We start from the raw sequence: 18,995 nt of genomic DNA on the forward strand, positions 1-18,995 counted from the left end.
CCACGATCTATCACATACCCATTCGCTGGAGCGTACTCCGCAAGGAGAACGACCTGGCTACCGAATTTCTTGACGACCATAGAGCATTGGAACCACCTGATCCCATCCCGAACTCAGCAGTGAAACGATGCATCGCCGATGGTAGTGTGGGGTTTCCCCATGTGAGAGTAGGTCATCGTCAAGATTAAATTCCGAAACCCCTATCTGCGTATGCAGGTAGGGGTTTTGTTTTGCCTGCAGGAAAGTGTCCGAAAACACATAAATAAAAAAGCCCCATCAGAATCTACTGATGGGGCTTTTTAGTATCCCTCAATCGACACCCCCGTCAGCCGCCATTGCCTTCTTCAAACTTGCCAACCGAAGTGGTTACATCGGTCATGCGGCGTCGCCCATTGACCTCATAACTACGTCCGTCACCCTCCAAGTCTGGCTTTCGGAGGGCGAGTTCTGTGAACAGTCCATCTTTGGCGCTATAACTTCCAAACCAATCCGCCAACCTCCCGATATAGCACTGCTCCCCAATCACAACAGGCATATCACCCACAATTTCGATGGTGTAGTGCCCAGGGCCATAACTGTAATAATCACCATCGCCCGGTCCTGCTGGGGGGATAGGGCAAAGGGGACGACTCTGATCACCTACATCCTTGGCTTCAGTTTTACTGACACCAACCAATGCCTTAGTCAGTGCTGTATGCAGCACCGCGTCCAACGTGACGCTAGTGCCTTTGGCATCATCTTTTTGAGTATTGGGCACAGACAGTTGATAGCGGTAATTGATGCTCACAGTCGGAACCGCGTCAGGAGCCTTAAGAGGATCAAGCAGGTAAACCTGATCAACACCGTAGTAGCTGTTTCGATAAGCGGCATAAACCCGGCCACGAATATTTATCCAATCAACTGACTGGTTCGCACCGCGACCATTAAGGGAAAAAAGCGAGCTTTCAGATTCAGTGTCACCAGCACCTGTCCTTCTGACAAATACGTCTCCAACCCGGTGAAACGTTTCTATGTAAGAAAACAACCCAGTGCCGCCAGAATAGGTGTCGACAACAAGATCCCGCAATCCATCACCGTCCAAGTCCATCAAGGTATAGGAGGTGTTGCCGTTCTCACCCTCGCTCTCAACTTTAGAGCCCGTGAGAGCCTGCCACTCGTCCTGCGTCACGCCTTTGGGAATCGCCTTCGGGAACTGCGGGTCTTCAACAGATTTTTCATCATCCCTGACATTTGAAAACGTAGTAGTGCCCTTTTTGATCACCAGTGGATCAAGTGCCCGCTCTAACGGAAACTCTGCATCGGTTTTACTGGCTGTCTGAATAGCTTGTTTCAGGTCATCCAGTACCAACCTGTCTATGCCCGCCGGCTGCTGAGCAACCGCTTCATTCGTCTGCTGTTGCAGCGACAGCAGACGTTTCCGATAGCTCTGATCCAGGCAATCAACCTTTTCAGCGCACTGATCGCGCGCCTTTAGCCAAGCGCGCTGAGCGGTTTTCAATTCGGACTTTGAATGAGGAGCCGCATCCATTAACCCTCGGTAAGCCGACCCCATCTGAGTGTCTAGTTCATACAGTCCCGTATCAGCACAGATGGTTTTTTCAACGGCGCTTGCCGCTTTTGTACAGTCCATTCCAGTCGCCAGTGCCTGCTGGGTAACCAACAGAGCACAAGCGGACAACATCCAGCGTCCTTGGGTGTGCACAGTAATAAGACCTTGAGTTCATAAAGTAAGCGACCTTGGCAATCTGTCGCCGTGCAAGTGTGCATTAAGCTCAGGCAAATGCACGTTTTCACACTCACCGCTTCAAGGGAAGGCCACCACTGGCCGATAACCCAAACGGTCGTTGTTCTCTTTGCTCGCGGCAAGCCGAAAGTATCCTTGCGGGTTGATGCGAAAACGCTTGATAGCCTTTGGCCTCCAGCTATCATCTGCGCGCCAAGAGACAGCGAACTTAAGCGTGTTGGTGTATTTGCCCTTGGGTTGTTCTTCTTAAATTGCCTGGAAATCTTCGATGCTGTCGTATCACCAAAAGAGTTTTCTGATCGTCGATGATTTCTCGGATTTCCGCAGCTCCGTCAGGTCCATGCTGCGGGAGCTGGGCATCAAGGATGTCGACACCGCTGATACCGGTGAGCAGGCGCTGCGTATGTGTGCGCAGAAGTCCTACGATTTCATCCTGCAGGATTTTCATCTGGGCGATGGCAAGAAAAACGGTCAGCAGGTGCTTGAAGACCTGATGATCGAGAAGCTGATCAGCCATGAAAGTGTGTTCGTCATGGTCACCGCCGAAACCAGTCAGGCCATGGTGCTCAGCGCCCTGGAGCACGAGCCCGATGCTTACCTGACCAAGCCGTTCAACCGTTCTGGTCTGGCCCAGCGGCTGGAACGGCTGGTGCAGCGAAAGACGTTGCTCAAGCCGATCCTGCAGGCGCTTGACCGGGGTAAACCGGTCGAGGTGCTCAACGCCTGTATCGCCTTGTGCAAGCAAGACATCCGCTACTCGCCGCTGTGCCTGCGTTATCGCGCCGATGCCTTGCGCGACCTGAACCAGAACGAAGCGCTGGAACGTCTTTACGACGGCATCATCGCTGATCGGCCTTTGCCATGGGCGTTTGCCGGGCTGGGCAAGTTGCTGTTCAAGCGCGGCCAGGTTGCCCAGGCCAAAGGCGTCTATGAAAAAGCGCTGAAAGTATTCCCGATGATGCCGGCGCTCTATGACGGCATGGCCGATGTGTTGGTCTCGCAAGGCGATACCAAGGGTGCCCAGCGCGTGTTGGAGGAAGCCATTCGCCTGTCGCCACTGGCGGTCCGCCGGCAAGCGTTGCTGGGTAAACTGGCGATGGCCAACGAAGATTTTGACACCGCCTCTAAAGCCTATCGCCAGGCGGTGGCTCAAGGTGCCCAGTCTCGCTTCAAGGATGCCGAAAGCAACCTTGGCCTGGCCCACGCCTTGATCAGCAAGGGCAGCGAAAAGGGGCTGGACACTCGGACTCGGCTGGAAATCAACACGACCCTCAGTGCTGTGGCCAAGGAGAACCCCTCCGACCCGGGCCTGCAGATTCGTGCACGGCTGATGAAGGCTACCAGCCTGCTGCTCAACGATGCCGAGACCGCCGAGAAGCTCACCGAACAAGCGATGATGCGCCTCGATGGCATGGAGCAATTCATGAGTGCCGAAGCGGCGCTGCTGGTGGCCAAGCAACTGCAAATGCTCGGGCAAGCCACTGCGGGCGCTTCGATGCTTAAAAACTGTGCGGAGATCTACGGTGACGATCCGACAGTGATGCAGGGCATCGCCAAGTTGACTGACGATCCGACTATCCTCAATGCCGGTAACGCCGCCGCCGACCTCAACCGACAGGGCGTGCGGGTGTACAAGACCGGTAACCTGGTGGAAGCACGGGATGTGTTCCGCAAAGCCCTGGCGCTGCAACCGAAGAACATCAGTATTGCGCTGAACATGGCGCAATCGCTGCTGCATGGCACTGACACCAATGTCCCATCGGCGGAACTCGAAGAGTGCCGGACCTGCCTGAAAACGGTCGGCCTGATGCCCGATACCGACACCCGTTTTCCCCGTTATCAGAAGCTGCGAAGCAAGGCGTTTGGCGAATGAACGACAGCGAACAGGCACTCGACTTCTCCACGGTAATTGCCTCTACCGTGCACGACATGAAGAACTCTCTAGCGATGCTGATGCAGGCTCACAGCCAATGGCTGGCGCGCTTGCCCGATCAGCAGCACACCAAGGAACAGGGCGTCATCGACTTCGAGTTCGCCCACCTCAACGGCATGCTGGTGCAGTTGCTCGGGCTCTATAAGCTCGGCGTCAACCAGATGCCATTGCAGCCGGCTTACCATGAGCTGGATGACTTTATTGAAGCGCAACTGGCCGCGCATCAGGAGGTGTTCGCCAGTCGCGGCATCATGGCGACCTACGAAGTGGACCCGCTGAGCCCGTTGGGTTTCTTTGACCGGGAATTGGTTGCTTCGGTGCTGGCCAACAGCATCAACAACGCTATCCGTTACGCACGCGATGCGCTGTTGATCACGGTTAGCGACGAGGCCGGTCAACTGGTGGTGACCATCAACGACGATGGCGAAGGCTATCCGCCCGAGATGATCGAGCGCCAGGACGATTACGTGCAGGGCATCAACCACAGCACCGGCAGCACTGGTCTGGGCCTTTACTTCGCCGGGCGCATCGCTGCGTTGCATCAGCGCAACGGCGTTGGCGGATACACGCGCATCAGCAACGGCGGTCCACTGGGCGGTGGCGTCTTCAGCCTCTACTTGCCCTGATACACGTTCCTGTAGGAGCTGGCGAAGCCTGCGATCTTTTGACTTTTTACAGACAAGATCAAAAGATCGCAGGCTTCGCCAGCTCCTACCGGGGTGTGGGACATCGGTTTGGTTTTTTGTTCGCCAGTGCTTGATATTCCGAACGGGCGGAGCCTATTTTGTACGGGTCGCCGTTCGCGGCTCGCACAACAACAAGGATTGCGTCATGACAACCGATGGCCAGCGTTCACTCGCTCAGCGATTGACGGGCATTGATGAGATTGAGTGTGTTACGCCGGATTTGAACGGCGTACCCAGGGGCAAGGTAATGACTGCCGAGGGTTTCCTGGAAGGGCGGCGGTTGCAGATGGCGCGGGGTGTGCTGCTGCAATGCATCATGGGCGGATATCCGCTGGCGCGTTTTTACGGCAGCGATGATGGCGACTTGGCGCTGGTTGCGGACCCTGCTCAAATCCACCGTTTGCCGTGGAGCAAACAGCCTCGGGCATTCGCCATTTGTGATGCGGATGAACTGACCGGGGAAAGCTCCCGTCTGTCGACCCGCGGCCAACTCAAAGCGGTTATCGCGCGTTACGCCGCACATGGCCTCGCGCCAGTGGTGGCGACCGAACTTGAGTTTTTTGTCTTCGCGCCCAACACCGACCCGACGCAATCGTTCCAGCCGCCCATTGGCCTGGACGGTCGTCGCGAGGACGGTCATTCGGCGTTCAGCGTCAGTTCCAATAACGGTTTGCGACCATTCTTCAGTGAAGTCTACGAATGCATGGCCGCCCTTGGCTTGCCTCGCGATACCTTCATGCACGAGATGGGCGTCAGCCAGTTCGAGATCAACCTGCTGCACGGCGATCCGTTGCTGTTGGCTGACCAGACCTTTTTATTCAAGCACCTGCTCAAAGAAGTTGCGCTCAAGCACGGCTTGACGGTGGTGTGCATGGCCAAGCCGTTGGCGCACACGCCGGGCAGTTCGATGCATATTCACCAAAGTATCGTCGAGATCGGCAGCGGGCGTAACGTGTTCAGCGATGAGGCCGGGCAGCCAACGGCGACCTTCCGTCATTTCATCGGCGGTCAGCAGGCCGGCATGGCCGACTTCACCGCGTTGTTTGCGCCGAACGTGAACTCCTATCAGCGCTTGTGCCACCCGTTTGCTTCGCCGAATAATGCCTGCTGGTCCCACGATAATCGTGCGGCGGGTCTGCGTATTCCGGCCAGTTCGCCGGTGGCCCGTCGGGTCGAGAACCGCTTGCCTGGCGCCGATGCCAATCCGTACCTGGCGATTGCCGCAAGCCTGGCCGCCGGGCTGCACGGCATCGAAAACGAGCTGGAGCCGAGTGAGGCGATTCAGGGCGAATTCGTGGTGCCGGATAATCTTACGTTGCCATGTACCTTGCACGCTGCCCTTGAACGTCTGAAACGTAGCCAATTGGCGATGGAACTGTTTGGCAAGGAGTTCATCGAAGGCTACATCGCTTCGAAGACCATGGAACTGACCAGCTTCTTTGATGAAATTACTCCCTGGGAACGGCGTGTTTTAGCAGCCCAGGCCTGACGACCCGTCGTCTTCGGGCTATCGTTCTCGCTAGCCCGATACTCACTGCAAGGAGCCGCTCGGAACGCCGATGCGCCAAATCTGGAAATCCTTTCGAGCGCTGTATTTCGCCTCGCTGATGATGTTGATCGGCTCGGGTCTGTTGAGTACTTATCTGGGCTTGCGCCTGGCGGCTGACCATGTCGACAGCTTGTGGGTCGGTGCGTTGATGGCGGCCAACTATTTTGGCCTGGTGCTGGGCGGCAAAATCGGCCACCGGTTGATTGCCCGGGTCGGGCATATTCGCGCCTATGCAGCGTGTGCCGGGATTGTCGGCGCGGCAGTGTTGGGCCATGGCTTGATCAACTGGTTGCCTGCGTGGCTGTTTCTGCGGGTGATCGTGGGTCTTGGCATGATGTGCCAATACATGGTCATCGAGAGCTGGCTCAATGAGCAGGCCGAAGCCAAGCAGCGCGGGTTGGTGTTCAGCGGTTATATGATTGCCTCGTACCTGGGGCTGGTGTTGGGGCAGCTGATTCTGGTTCTGCACCCGGCCTTGGGCCTGGAGCTGCTGATGCTGGTCGCCTTGTGCTTCGCGTTGTGCCTGGTGCCGGTGGCCCTGACCCGACGCATTCACCCGGCGCCTTTGCATCCGGCACCGATGGAGCCGCGGTTCTTCATCAAGCGAGTGCCGCAGTCGTTGAGCACGGTGTTGGGGGCCGGGTTGATCGTCGGTTCGTTCTACGGTCTGGCACCGTTGTATGCCTCGCAACAAGGGCTTTCGACCGAGCAGGTCGGTCTGTTCATGGGTAGCTGCATTTTTGCCGGTCTGGTGGTGCAGTGGCCGTTGGGCTGGTTGTCTGATCGTTATGATCGGGCGTTGCTGATCCGCTGCTTCGCTTTGTGTCTGGCCGTTGCTGCGTTGCCGCTGGCGATCATGACCGAAGTGCCGCTGGAGGTGCTGTTCATCGCCGGGTTCTTCTGTTCGCTGGTGCAGTTTTGCCTGTATCCGTTGGCGGTGGCGTTTTCCAATGACCACGTTGAGGGGGATCGTCGGGTTTCCCTGACAGCGATGCTTTTGGTGACCTACGGCGTTGGCGCCAGTATCGGGCCGCTGGTGGCCGGGGTGCTGATGAAACTGTTCGGCAGCCACATGCTGTATGCCTTCTTCAGCTTCTTTGCGCTGGTGCTGGTGTGGCGGATTCGCCCGAAAGCGGTGACCAACCTGCATCAGGTCGACGATGCGCCACTGCATCACGTGGCCATGCCTGACAGCATGTCGAGTTCACCGCTGGTGGCAGCCCTTGACCCGCGGGTCGATGAGCAAGTGGTGCAGGATCAGATGCAGAACCCGATCGATCCTGAACCGGACCCTGAGCCGAAACCTGAAACCGATCCGTCCCCGGAAGAACCGCACGACCCGGACACAGGTCGCGAACAAAGCTTCACCGAGGCCAGACCTTAATATCCATGCATAAAAAAACGGGCAGTCACCGCAAGGGACTGCCCGTTTTTTATTGAAGCGCAGTGCTTACATGTCGTCTTTGTCGAAGCGCCGGGCTTCGCGCTGAAGCTGATAGACGAAGCGCTCGACCTGCCGTTGCACCAGGCCGCTCATGTTGTGAAAGCGTACGCCGGCGAACGTGGTGGAGATTCTTTCTTCGAAGTGTAAGTAACGCAGTTCAACCGGGGCCGTCATGCTGCCAAAGGGCAGGGCGGCGATGAAGCGGTCATAGACTTGGCCCAGTTGCAGGCTGGAAGTGATATCGCCTTCGAAGCGCAGCTTGCAGCCAGTGGCAGAGATATCCAGCAACTTGCCGTTGATCGGCGACTTGAGTTTTTCACCACCCAGTTCGACATTAACCAGTTGCGCCAGCTTCAACGCGGCGCGAAAGGCATTGCGACGCTGGTGGTACACCACCTCGGTCGGCAGCGCGCCCCGATAGCAACGACCACCACCGGACTCGTCGATGGTCAACGGACCGTTGCTTTCCCAGGCAATGCGCACACCGTCGTGGAAGCCTTCGACCCGGAATGGTTCACCGGCCAACAGGTAGCGTTCACCGTCACGGGGGATCATCTCGTCCAGGGCGATCATGTTGCTGTCACGATCGATGTCCACCAGATAGCTCTGGAAGCGCTGGCTACGTTCGTGGAACGTGATGATCAGCGGATCATGGCTGTCTTGCAGCTGGCGCAGGTTGCCGGAGATTTCCAGGGGTGTGGTGAGCACCTTGGGTGGCTGCGGAGCATCTTCCGCACTTAAGGCATTGAACACGGTTCATCAATCTCCAGACAAAATATGACTACTAGCCGGCATTCTGCCAGCATGTTTCGCGTCTTGATAGGGCGTGCTCATTAGCGGACTCAAGCCTGACTGAGCGGACGAGGCCCGGCCATCTTGGCAGTTGATCCGCGTGCATCATAGAGCGCTGGAGGTTCGCCACCGGTGAGGATTTTCAGCTGATTGGCCGTAGCGGCCTGCTGCATCAGGATCGACTGGCCATTCTTGACGTTGGCAGCCTGGCATTGAGCCAGAAGATCGGTCAGCACATCGCTTTGTTCCAGCAACTGACCGCCAATGCTCGAATGGCTGGCGAGTTGCTCAAGGCCGGCGCGAGTGAGGGGCAGGTTCAGGCTGGCGAGGATTTCGCTGCGCTTGCGGCCATGCTGTTCGAGCAAAATGATCAATGCCTGTTTTTCCGCCAGAATTTCTTCAAGCAGTGGCATGTCGCGACCGTGCAAGGCGAGGGACTCGGTTTGCAATAACGCCAGCAAGCGTTGAGCTGGAGCAAAGTCGTCGGTGATCAGTTGCAGTAGATTAGTGTCGTGCATGGCTGGCCTTGGGTTTTAAGCGTCCAAAAGCCTGGCGCAGGCGATGGCCTAGCGCTGGGCTTCGAAGTTGAGCAGTTTGCTGGCTACACGGTTGCTGTCGACTTTATAGCTGCCATCGGCAATCGCTGCTTTCAACTCGGCCACACGGGCGTTGTCGACGGCAGGCTGATCGCGCAGCTTGTCAGTGACCTTTTGCAACTGTTGAGCCTCATTGCTGAGATGTACCGATTCCCCGCTTGTGACGGTACTGGCCTGTTCGGCCGGGGTAGTCAGCGGTGCGGATTTGCCGGCGTCGGCGGTTTCCTTGGCAACGCTGGTACGTGTACTGCCCGTAAGTGGCGAGGAGCTGTTTAAACGGCTGAAATCGATGACCATGATAAAAAACCTCTGGGTATTTGGACGCTTGCCATGTTTTCGGCAATCCCTGCGAAAACTTTAGGCTCATTTAAGCAATGAGCCGCATGCGCCAGCACTTGTCCTGCATGGGGCACAGTTTAGGCAACAGCCAGGCGGCGCGCCATAGCTTCACAAAACAGAGAGCCCTACATGGACACTTCCACTTGGCCTGGCGCGGTGACTTGCGCCTTGATGACTCGCATGGAATTGAGGTTTTTTACCCTTATCTGTTCAGCCAGGCCACCATTGGAGAGCGCTTCGCCCGGCATGCGCACACTGAGCGTACCACTGCGTGCGGTAATCACCACCTGATCACCCTTGCGTACGACTTCCGCCTGTTCGAGATGGACCAGGGTGATGACCTGATCGCCTACCGTTTGTCGGGTAAGTTTCTGTCCGATGGCCTGGTCAACCGAGGTGAAATACCCCTGGTTGATCAAGCTGATGTCGCGCTCGCGTAAAACGACATCGCCCGGTTCGATGATGCCGGCGCGCCTGAGCGGGCGAGTGGTGGTGACGACCTCTCGAAACAGGTGCACTTGAGCGGGTACGAACACGGTCCAGGGGGAGCTGCCCTCGCAACGAACCTTGACTGTAACCCGCCCGATGGGGGTGGCCGGGCTTTCCAGGGAGGCTGTCAATTCCTTGTCGCACATGGGCATGCGCAGTCGCGGATCGAGCTGCTTGACCTCGATTTCGTAGCGACCTTCCGTTTGACTGGTAGCCAGATAGTCCTCTACGGTGAATTCAAGAAAGCCCTGAGTGACGCCGATAAGCATGTCAGGCAAGGTAACCGCATCAGCAACGGCAGGGCTGCCAGGGGTCAACAGGCAAGCAGCCGACATCACGCAAAGCAATTTGCGGTAGTTTGATGTCAGGCGTCGGAAAAATGTCGTTTGATCGTTCATAAGGGTTAAAAAGCAAGCGCCGTGCCGTTTAGTGATGAATGTGCGTCGCAACACAACTTAGCGTTGGTGTAGGAGTCTGGGCATGGCTGGTGTAATGGATTCGGTAAACCAGCGCACGCAACTGGTAGGGCAGAATCGCCTGGAGCTGTTGTTGTTCCGTCTCGACGGCCAGCAACTCTACGGGATCAACGTGTTCAAGGTTCGTGAGGTGCTGCAATGCCCCAAACTGACTCTGATGCCCAAGTCCAGTCCCGTCGTGTGCGGTGTGGCAAATATTCGTGGGGCGACCATCCCGATCCTCGATCTGGCGATGGCGACCGGTGCCGGTGCACTTAAAGATCAAAGCAATCCCTTCGTGATCATCACGGAGTACAACACCAAGACTCAGGGTTTCCTGGTCCGGTCGGTAGAGCGCATCGTCAACATGAACTGGGAGGAGATTCATCCGCCACCCAAGGGCACTGGACGCGATCATTACCTCACGGCTGTGACTCGGGTCGACAATCAGTTAGTCGAAATCATCGATGTCGAGAAAGTCCTGGCGGAGGTTGCGCCGACACCGGAAGCGATTTCGGTGGGGGTGGTCGATGTCGAAACCCAGCACAAGGCCTTGTCCTTGCGAGTGCTGACGGTCGATGACTCGTCGGTGGCGCGCAAGCAGGTGACCCGTTGCCTGCAAACGATCGGTGTCGAAGTGGTGGCGTTGAACGACGGTCGGCAAGCGCTGGAGTACCTGCGCAAGCTGGTCGACGAGGGCAAGAAGCCGGAAGAAGAGTTCCTGATGATGATCTCCGACATCGAGATGCCGGAGATGGACGGGTACACCCTGACGGCCGAGATCCGCAACGACCCTCGCATGCAAAAGCTTCATATCATCCTGCATACTTCGTTGTCGGGTGTGTTCAATCAGGCGATGGTCAAGAAAGTCGGTGCCGATGACTTCCTTGCCAAATTCCGTCCTGATGACCTGGCATCCCGGGTAGTCGACCGGATCAAAGCAGCAGACATCAGCTAGGGGCCTTTTGCCCCTGGCGGTCAACACGATTTAAGAGGCGGTATCTTTGTCTACGGGTAATTTGGATTTCGAACAGTTCCGGGTATTCCTGGAAAAAGCCTGTGGCATTTTGCTCGGTGAAAACAAGCAGTACCTGGTCTCGAGCCGTCTCAACAAACTGATGGAACAGCAGGGCATCAAGTCCCTGGGTGAACTGGTGCAGCGCATCCAGACCCAGCCGCGCAGTGGTTTGCGCGAAATGGTGGTGGATGCCATGACGACCAACGAAACCCTGTGGTTTCGTGACACCTATCCGTTTGAAGTCTTGAAGAACAAGGTGCTGCCCGAAGCAATCAAGGCTGCTCCCGGTCAACGTCTGCGCATCTGGTCGGCGGCTTGCTCGTCGGGTCAGGAACCGTATTCGCTGTCGATGTCCATCGACGAGTTCGAACGGGTCAACATGGGCCAGTTGAAGATGGGCGTGCAGATTGTTGCCACCGACTTGTCCGGCACCATGCTGACCAACTGCAAGACTGGCGAGTACGACAGCCTGGCGATCGGTCGCGGTCTGTCGCCCGAGCGTTTGCAGCGTTACTTCGACCCGAAAGGGCCGGGGCGTTGGGCAATCAAGGCGCCGATCAAGAGTCGGGTGGAGTTTCGCTCGTTCAACCTGCTCGATAGCTACGCAGCACTGGGCAAGTTCGACATCGTGTTCTGCCGCAACGTGCTGATCTACTTCTCCGCCGAGGTGAAGAAAGACATCCTGTTGCGCATTCACAGCACGTTGAAGCCGGGTGGTTACTTGTTCCTGGGCGCTTCTGAAGCGCTGAACGGTTTGCCGGACCATTACCAAATGGTCCAGTGCAGTCCGGGGATCATTTACCAGGCGAAGTGATGCAAAAGCGGCAGGCATAAAAAAACGGGAGTCCTCAAGGGCTCCCTTTTTTATGCCTGCCGCTTTTGCATCACGTAGGAGCTGCTGAAGGCTGCGATCTTTTGATCCTGGTTTTTAAGATCAAGATCAAAAGATCGTAGCCTTCGGCAGCTCCTACAGGGGCCGCGCGCGATTCGGGAAAGCGGCAGAAAAGCGGCAGGCGGCGGAAACCCGTTGCCGCTTTTCTGGCATTGCCGCCTTGCCGATGCCCGCAAAGGCCCGGTTTACGGGCTTTTTTTAATTGGCACGCGGCTTGCTATGTTCACGTTACGAAAAATCAGGTCACCCGAAGGTTTCCCGACATGAGCATCAGCTTCGATAAAGCGCTCGGTATCCACGAACAAGCCCTGGGCTTCCGCGCTCAGCGTGCCGAAGTCCTGGCCAACAACATTGCCAACGCCGACACCCCGAACTACAAGGCTCGGGACCTGGATTTCTCCAAGGTGCTTGCCGCACAGAACGAGAAAACCAAGAACGGCACTTTCGCCTTGAACATGACGAACAGCCGTCATATCGAAGCCGAAGGCCTGGGCAATGGTGACGAGTCGCTGCTGTATCGCACGCCGATGCAACCGTCGATCGACCAGAACACCGTGGACGCCCAACTGGAACAATCCAACTACGCGGAAAACGCGGTGGGCTTCCAGGCTAGCTTCACCCTGCTCAACAGCAAATTCAAAGGGCTGGTTTCAGCCCTGCGTGGAGAGTAAGTCATGTCTCTTGCCAGTGTTTTCAACATTGCCGGTAGCGGCATGAGTGCCCAGACCACTCGCCTGAACACCGTTGCCTCGAACATCGCCAACGCCGAAACCGTCTCGTCGAGCATCGACCAGACCTATCGTGCCCGTCACCCGGTATTCGCCACCATGTTCCAGGGCGGCCAGAACGGCGGCAGCGATTCGCTGTTCCAGAGCCAGGACGCCGCCGGTCAAGGCGTGCAAGTGCTGGGCGTGGTCGAAGACCAGAGCAATCTTGAAGCGCGCTACGAGCCGAACCATCCGGCCGCCGACGCCAAGGGCTACGTCTACTACCCGAACGTCAACGTCGTCGAAGAAATGGCTGACATGATTTCCGCGAGCCGTTCGTTCCAGACCAACGCGGAAATGATGAACACCGCCAAAACCATGATGCAGAAGGTCCTGACCCTCGGTCAGTGATAAGGGGCGACTCAGATGAGTGTTACCGATACCACCAGCAGCCTCAGCATGAACGACATTCTGGCCAACTCCTCGGTGACGGCCAACAGCTCCACCGCGAATAGCCTTGGCTCTTTGGCCGGCGCCGCGACCGGCGGCCAGACACTGGGCAAGGACGCGTTCCTGCAATTGCTGGTGACCCAACTCAAAAACCAGAACCCGCTGGACCCGCAGGACAACAGTGCGTTCGTCGCCCAGTTGGCCCAGTTCAGCAGTCTGGAAGGCATCACCACGCTGAACACCACGGTCAGCTCGATTGCCAGCAACTTCAGCTCTTCGCAAGCGTTGCAGGCTTCGTCGTTGGTCGGTCGTTCGGTGATCGTGCAGACCAACTCACTGCAGGTTGATGATCCGACCAAAGCGGTTAACGGTTCGGTGAACCTGACGTCGTCCATCGCCAGCGGCACCGTGACCATTTCCGACAGCAGTGGCAACACAGTCAGAACCATCGATCTGGGCACTCAGGCGGCAGGCAGTGCTGCCTTCACCTGGGATGGCAAGGACTCGAGCGGCGCCACCGTTCCAGTCGGCACTTATACCGTCAAGGCCAGCGCGCCTGTCAACGGTACGGCGACGGACCTGGCGGTTTACCTGCCGGCCACCGTCAACAGCGTGACCCTGAGCCAGACCGGCGGCGAGCTGACGCTCAACCTCGCAGGCCTGGGCCCGGTCGCCCTGTCCAAAGTTCAAACCATTGGTATATAGAGCCGACTAACCGGCACAAAGGAGTGGAATATGTCTTTCAATATCGGCCTTAGCGGTCTCTATGCAGCCAACAAACAACTGGATGTAACCGGTAACAACATCGCCAACGTCGCGACCACCGGTTTCAAATCCTCCCGTACAGAGTTTGAAGACGTCTATTCGGCGACCAAACTCGGCAGCGGCAGCCAAGTCGTCGGCAGCGGTGTAAAACTGGCCAACGTGTCCCAACAGTTCACCCAAGGTGACATCAACAACACCGGTAACGTGTTGGACATGGGCATCAACGGTTCGGGTTTCTTCACCCTGAGCAACAACGGTTCGACGACCTACACCCGTGCCGGTACGTTCAAGGTCAACAGCGATGGTTACATCACCAACACCGACTACACCTCGCGCCTGCAAGGCTACGGTGTGGATGCCAATGGCAAAGTCATCAACGGTGTGTTGACCGATCTGAAAATTGACACTTCGAACCTGGCGCCGAAGACCACTTCGTTGGTGACTTCGACGATCAACCTGAACTCGACGGCCCCGGTCATCGACGATACCGTTCCGGCCGGCAAGTTCGACCCGACTCTGACGGCGACCTACACCAAGTCGTTCAGCACCCCGATCTATGACAGTCAGGGCAACCAGCACTCCATGGATCAATACCTGGTGAAAACCGGTGGCAATACCTGGAAGGTCTACACCCTGGTAGACGGCCGCAACCCGGATGCTACCGGCAGCGACCCGAAAACCACTGCACCGGTCGCTTCGACACTGTCGTTTGACGCCACTGGTAAGTTGACTCAGGTCAGCACGCCTAATCCGGCGGGTGGCGCTCCAATCATCAGCAGCAACCTGACGGTTAACAGCTGGGTGCCAGGCACTGTGACCAATGGCGTTTGGACAGCCAATGGCGCTGCCGCTAACCCGGCCGGTGTGACCATCTCCATGGCCAATACCACTCAGTACAACGCTGACACCGCGCGTTCGATCCCGACTCAGGACGGTTACGCCACTGGCCAGATCACCAACCTGACCATCGACGGCACCGGTACCCTGTTCGCCAACTTCAGCAACAACCAGAGCAAGGCTATCGGCCAGGTTGCACTGGCAAGCTTCACTAACGAACAAGGCCTGCAAGCGGTTGGCGGCACTAGCTGGAAAGAGACGTTCTCTTCGGGTATCCCGGGCTACGATGCTCCGGAAACCGGGACTCTGGGTTCTATCGAGTCCAACTCCCTGGAAGAGTCCAACGTCAACCTGACCAACGAACTGGTCAACCTGATCAAGGCGCAGAGCAACTACCAGGCGAACGCCAAGACCATCTCCACCCAGAGCACCATCATGCAGACCATCATTCAGATGACCTGATGCTGGTTGGGTTGTAGCGCTTCACCAAGAGCCCCTCGGAAGAGGGGCTTTTTTATGCACGGGATTTGAGGCTGGTCTCTGAATTTGCGTTGTGGGTGATGGCCTCTTCGCGGGCAAGCCTCGCTCCTACAGATTTGGCGTCGTTCATTTGCCTTGGGAGCGACATAGAATCTGTAGGAGCGAGGCTTGCCCGCGAAGACGTCAGACCGACCAACACTTTCCCTAAGGCAAAAGAAAACCCCCGACCAGTCCAGAGAACTAATCGGGGGTTTCAGATAAGCGCCGTTAAGCGCTTACCGGCTCAGCTTATTGGCAAGCTTCGCAATCCGGCTCGTCAATCGCGCAAGCCTTTGGCACTGGTGCCGGACCGGCAGGAGCTGCCAGGACCGAATCGTCACCGTGGTTGCCGCCGCTGGAAACAGCGTTCAGCTTGCCGGTGTTGATGGTCGACTTCTCGGTGCTGGTCGCGGCCAGGGCACGGAGGTAGTAAGTGGTTTTCAGGCCACGGTACCAAGCCATGCGGTAGGTCACGTCCAGTTTCTTGCCCGAAGCGCCGGCGATGTACAGGTTCAGGGACTGAGCCTGGTCGATCCACTTCTGACGACGGCTTGCCGCGTCAACGATCCACTTGGTGTCCACTTCGAAGGCAGTCGCGTAGAGCTCTTTGAGTTCTTGCGGAATGCGCTCGATCTGCTGAACCGAACCGTCGTAGTACTTCAGGTCGTTGATCATGACCGAGTCCCACAGACCGCGAGCCTTCAGGTCGCGAACCAGGTACGGGTTGATCACGGTGAATTCGCCCGACAGGTTCGATTTCACATAGAGGTTCTGGTAGGTCGGTTCGATCGACTGCGATACGCCAGTGATGTTGGCGATGGTGGCGGTCGGTGCGATGGCCATGATGTTGGAGTTACGAATGCCTTTCTGTACACGGGCACGAACCGGTGCCCAGTCCAGGGATTCGTTCAGGTCAACGTCGATGTACTTCTGGCCACGTTGCTCGATCAGGATCTGTTGCGAATCCAGCGGCAGGATGCCTTTGGACCACAGCGAACCCTGGAACGTCTCATAGGCGCCGCGCTCGTCGGCCAGGTCGCAGGAAGCCTGGATAGCGAAGTAGCTGACCGCTTCCATGGACTTGTCGGCGAACTCGACGGCAGCGTCGGAACCGTAAGGAATGTGCTGCAGGTACAGAGCGTCCTGGAAGCCCATGATGCCCAGACCGACCGGACGGTGCTTGAAGTTGGAGTTCTTCGCTTGTGGCACCGAGTAGTAGTTGATGTCGATAACGTTATCGAGCATGCGAACGGCGGTGTTCACGGTACGTTCCAGCTTGGCGGTGTCCAGCTTGCCGTTGGTGATGTGGTTCGGCAGGTTGATCGAGCCCAGGTTGCAAACGGCGATCTCGTCCTTGTTGGTGTTCAAGGTGATCTCGGTGCACAGGTTCGAGCTGTGAACCACGCCAACGTGCTGCTGCGGGCTGCGCAGGTTGCACGGGTCTTTGAAGGTCAGCCATGGGTGGCCGGTTTCAAACAGCATGGACAGCATTTTGCGCCACAGGTCTTTGGCCTGGATGGTCTTGAACAGCTTGATCTTGCCCGGGTACTCGGACAGCGCTTCGTAGTACTCGTAGCGCTCTTCGAAAGCCTTGCCGGTCAGGTCGTGCAGATCCGGAACTTCGGACGGCGAGAACAAGGTCCACTTGCCGTCATCGAAGACGCGCTTCATGAACAGGTCAGGGATCCAGTTGGCAGTGTTCATGTCGTGGGTACGACGACGATCATCACCGGTGTTCTTGCGGAGTTCGATGAACTCTTCGATGTCCATGTGCCAGGTTTCCAGGTAGGCACAGACAGCGCCTTTGCGCTTGCCACCCTGGTTAACGGCTACGGCGGTGTCGTTCACCACTTTCAGGAACGGAACAACGCCCTGGGATTTGCCGTTGGTGCCCTTGATGTACGAACCCAAGGCACGAACCGGCGTCCAGTCGTTGCCCAGGCCGCCAGCGAATTTGGACAACATGGCGTTGTCGTGGATCGCGTGGTAAATGCCCGACAGGTCATCCGGCACGGTGGTCAGGTAGCAGCTCGACAGCTGTGGACGCAGGGTGCCGGCGTTGAACAGTGTTGGAGTCGAGGACATGTAATCGAAGGACGACAACAGGTTGTAGAACTCGATCGCACGGTCTTCTTTGTTCTTCTCTTCGATCGCCAGGCCCATGGCCACGCGCATGAAGAAGATCTGCGGCAGTTCGAAACGCACGCCATCCTTGTGGATGAAGTAACGGTCGTACAGGGTTTGCAGGCCCAGGTACGTGAACTGCTGATCGCGCTCGTGGTTGATTGCCTTGCCGAGTTTTTCCAGGTCAAACGTGGCCAGGATCGGGTTCAGCAATTCGAATTCGATGCCCTTGGCGATGTACGAAGGCAGGGCCTTGGCGTACAGGTCGACCATTTCGTGGTGGGTTGCGCTTTCGGCAACTTCCAGGAAGCTCAGGCCTTCGGCACGCAGGGTGTCCATCAGCAGGCGGGCGGTCACGAACGAGTAGTTCGGCTCACGCTCAACCAAGGTACGGGCGGTCATCACCAGAGCGGTGTTGACGTCGGTCAGGGCCACGCCGTCGTACAGGTTTTTCAGGGTTTCGCGCTGGATCAGGTCGCCGTCGACTTCTGCCAGGCCTTCGCACGCTTCGGTGACGATGGTGTTCAGGCGGCCCATGTCCAGAGGAGCAAAGGTGCCGTCGGCGCGGGTGATGCGGATCGACGGGTGAGCGTTGACGGCTTCTTCGGTCGGCGCGTGGGCAGCGCGTTCTTTCGAACGACCGTCACGGTAGATCACATAGTCGCGGGCCACTTTCTGCTCGCCGGCACGCATCAGGGCCAGTTCAACCTGGTCCTGGATTTCTTCGATGTGGATGGTGCCGCCCGAAGGCATGCGACGCTTGAAGGTCGCGGTGACTTGTTCGGTCAGGCGGGCAACGGTGTCGTGGATTCGCGACGAGGCAGCAGCGGTGCCACCCTCAACTGCGAGAAACGCTTTGGTGATGGCGACGGTAATTTTGTCATCGGTGTAAGGAACGACAGTGCCGTTACGCTTGATCACGCGCAGTTGGCCAGGCGCGGTGGCGGACAGATCCGAATTCGAATCAGCGGCCTGCGGCAAGGTGCCCTGCGGGTTCTCGCGAGTTGTGTCGGTTTGCATGGGTGTCTCCACGTTCTCTATGTTTGTTTGGGCACCATCACGGTGCCCACCGTTCCGTCCTGAAGCACTACAACCGGCGAGCGCCGGGCATAACAACTTCGGGACAGTTCAGGAAGGGGGCCTTTTGAGCGCCGCTTCCATGCCGAAGTCTTTGGTTTCAAGCCGTAGGCTGAAAACCGAATTCCTTTTGGGTGACAGTTATGGACTGCAACACCCGTACCGTTTTCGCCGCTTGGGGGTCAAAAACAGCAGCCATCCGCTCGTGCGGTTTGGTCTTCTGAAAATACGTTTGGTTCAACCAGACAAAGGCAATAAAAGCGCTTGAATTCGGTGTCTGATTTGTGTTTGGTTTTTGGGCGAAAACCCTACATGTAGGGTTTTTTTAGCGCCGAGGTACAAGATAATGCGTTTTGGGGGGTGATTGCAACGTACTACCTGTGGATAAACCTGTGCGTAAATTGTGTGTGAAACGTGGAAACAGCGTGTAGGCCGCGACCCTACTGGAGTCGACCGTTTGTCATGGTATTTTCATGATTGAAAACGGTTGGGGCAGTTTTTAAGGGCGCGAACCCTATCACAAAAAACCGCGTTGTCCGAACGCATTTGCCGACTTGTTTTCTCGGCAGTCGACGTTTA

General features: G+C 57.1%; 16 protein-coding genes and 1 rRNA gene. 11 read left to right on the forward strand and 6 right to left on the reverse strand.

The genetic code is table 11. From position 1 onward, the window contains the following. The first annotated feature begins 68 nt into the window (after positions 1 to 68). A 5S ribosomal RNA gene (gene rrf, locus AC1MEW_RS11260) occupies positions 69 to 184 on the forward strand. Positions 185 to 325: 141 nt separating this feature from the next. Here rrf and AC1MEW_RS11265 read toward each other — a convergent pair. Then, positions 326 to 1,630 carry a lysozyme inhibitor LprI family protein gene (locus tag AC1MEW_RS11265; protein ID WP_480426274.1) on the reverse strand — a complete coding sequence of 435 codons (1,305 nt, stop codon included), beginning with the start codon at positions 1,628 to 1,630 and terminating at the stop codon, positions 326 to 328. A gap of 382 nt (positions 1,631 to 2,012) precedes the next feature. Here AC1MEW_RS11265 and AC1MEW_RS11270 point away from each other — a divergent pair, with 382 nt between their 5' ends. The 4 genes from AC1MEW_RS11270 to AC1MEW_RS11285 all read left to right on the forward strand — a co-directional run bounded on the left by AC1MEW_RS11270 (position 2,013) and on the right by AC1MEW_RS11285 (position 7,296). Next, positions 2,013 to 3,617, forward strand: a complete 1,605-nt coding sequence (locus AC1MEW_RS11270; RefSeq protein WP_322269366.1) for a response regulator — start codon at positions 2,013 to 2,015, stop codon at positions 3,615 to 3,617. Next, positions 3,614 to 4,303: a sensor histidine kinase gene (locus AC1MEW_RS11275; RefSeq protein WP_201205918.1), complete on the forward strand. Its 690-nt coding sequence runs from the start codon at positions 3,614 to 3,616 to the stop codon at positions 4,301 to 4,303. Before AC1MEW_RS11270 ends, AC1MEW_RS11275 begins: the two co-directional genes overlap by 4 nt. A gap of 307 nt (positions 4,304 to 4,610) precedes the next feature. Beyond that, complete coding sequence (locus AC1MEW_RS11280; protein ID WP_480427217.1) at positions 4,611 to 5,852, forward strand: glutamine synthetase family protein; 1,242 nt, start codon at positions 4,611 to 4,613, stop codon at positions 5,850 to 5,852. 70 nt (positions 5,853 to 5,922) lie between these two features. Further along, positions 5,923 to 7,296 (forward strand): MFS transporter, encoded by a 1,374-nt coding sequence (locus AC1MEW_RS11285; protein ID WP_201205916.1) that lies wholly within the window; start codon positions 5,923 to 5,925, stop codon positions 7,294 to 7,296. 66 nt (positions 7,297 to 7,362) lie between these two features. Here AC1MEW_RS11285 and AC1MEW_RS11290 read toward each other — a convergent pair whose 3' ends face one another. The 4 genes from AC1MEW_RS11290 to flgA form a co-directional block, all read right to left on the reverse strand. Continuing rightward, positions 7,363 to 8,109: a flagellar brake protein gene (locus tag AC1MEW_RS11290; protein ID WP_201205914.1), complete on the reverse strand. Its 747-nt coding sequence runs from the start codon at positions 8,107 to 8,109 to the stop codon at positions 7,363 to 7,365. Between the two features lie 89 nt (positions 8,110 to 8,198). Further along, positions 8,199 to 8,666: a flagella synthesis protein FlgN gene (locus AC1MEW_RS11295; RefSeq protein WP_322269364.1), complete on the reverse strand. Its 468-nt coding sequence runs from the start codon at positions 8,664 to 8,666 to the stop codon at positions 8,199 to 8,201. A gap of 48 nt (positions 8,667 to 8,714) precedes the next feature. Next, a complete protein-coding gene (gene flgM / locus AC1MEW_RS11300; RefSeq protein WP_201205910.1) occupies positions 8,715 to 9,041 on the reverse strand; it encodes a flagellar biosynthesis anti-sigma factor FlgM in 327 nt (108 codons plus the stop codon). 167 nt (positions 9,042 to 9,208) lie between these two features. Beyond that, positions 9,209 to 9,970 (reverse strand): flagellar basal body P-ring formation chaperone FlgA, encoded by a 762-nt coding sequence (gene flgA, locus AC1MEW_RS11305; protein WP_201205908.1) that lies wholly within the window; start codon positions 9,968 to 9,970, stop codon positions 9,209 to 9,211. An 82-nt stretch (positions 9,971 to 10,052) separates the two neighbouring features. Between flgA and AC1MEW_RS11310 the strand changes: the two genes are divergently transcribed. The 6 genes from AC1MEW_RS11310 (at position 10,053) to flgE (ending at position 15,158) form a co-directional block, all read left to right on the forward strand. Continuing rightward, positions 10,053 to 10,985, forward strand: a complete 933-nt coding sequence (locus tag AC1MEW_RS11310) for a chemotaxis protein CheV (RefSeq protein ID WP_201254922.1) — start codon at positions 10,053 to 10,055, stop codon at positions 10,983 to 10,985. Positions 10,986 to 11,031: 46 nt separating this feature from the next. After that, entirely contained in the window at positions 11,032 to 11,859 is an 828-nt protein-coding gene (gene cheR / locus AC1MEW_RS11315; RefSeq protein ID WP_007899126.1) for a protein-glutamate O-methyltransferase CheR, read from the forward strand. A gap of 341 nt (positions 11,860 to 12,200) precedes the next feature. After that, on the forward strand, positions 12,201 to 12,608 hold the full coding sequence (gene flgB / locus AC1MEW_RS11320) for a flagellar basal body rod protein FlgB (RefSeq protein WP_201191654.1): 408 nt from the start codon (positions 12,201 to 12,203) through the stop codon (positions 12,606 to 12,608). A gap of 3 nt (positions 12,609 to 12,611) precedes the next feature. Continuing rightward, complete coding sequence (gene flgC / locus AC1MEW_RS11325) at positions 12,612 to 13,055, forward strand: flagellar basal body rod protein FlgC (protein ID WP_054054819.1); 444 nt, start codon at positions 12,612 to 12,614, stop codon at positions 13,053 to 13,055. A 15-nt stretch (positions 13,056 to 13,070) separates the two neighbouring features. After that, complete coding sequence (flgD, locus tag AC1MEW_RS11330; protein ID WP_201205904.1) at positions 13,071 to 13,799, forward strand: flagellar hook assembly protein FlgD; 729 nt, start codon at positions 13,071 to 13,073, stop codon at positions 13,797 to 13,799. A gap of 30 nt (positions 13,800 to 13,829) precedes the next feature. Continuing rightward, the gene (flgE, locus tag AC1MEW_RS11335; protein WP_201205902.1) at positions 13,830 to 15,158 is read left to right on the forward strand and encodes a flagellar hook protein FlgE; all 1,329 of its coding nucleotides are present in this window, start codon (positions 13,830 to 13,832) and stop codon (positions 15,156 to 15,158) included. 306 nt (positions 15,159 to 15,464) lie between these two features. Here flgE and AC1MEW_RS11340 read toward each other — a convergent pair whose 3' ends face one another. Continuing rightward, complete coding sequence (locus AC1MEW_RS11340) at positions 15,465 to 18,359, reverse strand: ribonucleoside-diphosphate reductase subunit alpha (protein ID WP_201254923.1); 2,895 nt, start codon at positions 18,357 to 18,359, stop codon at positions 15,465 to 15,467. Positions 18,360 to 18,995 lie beyond the last annotated feature (636 nt).

The sequence above is a fragment of the Pseudomonas sp. ASL4 genome (genome assembly GCF_056680395.1).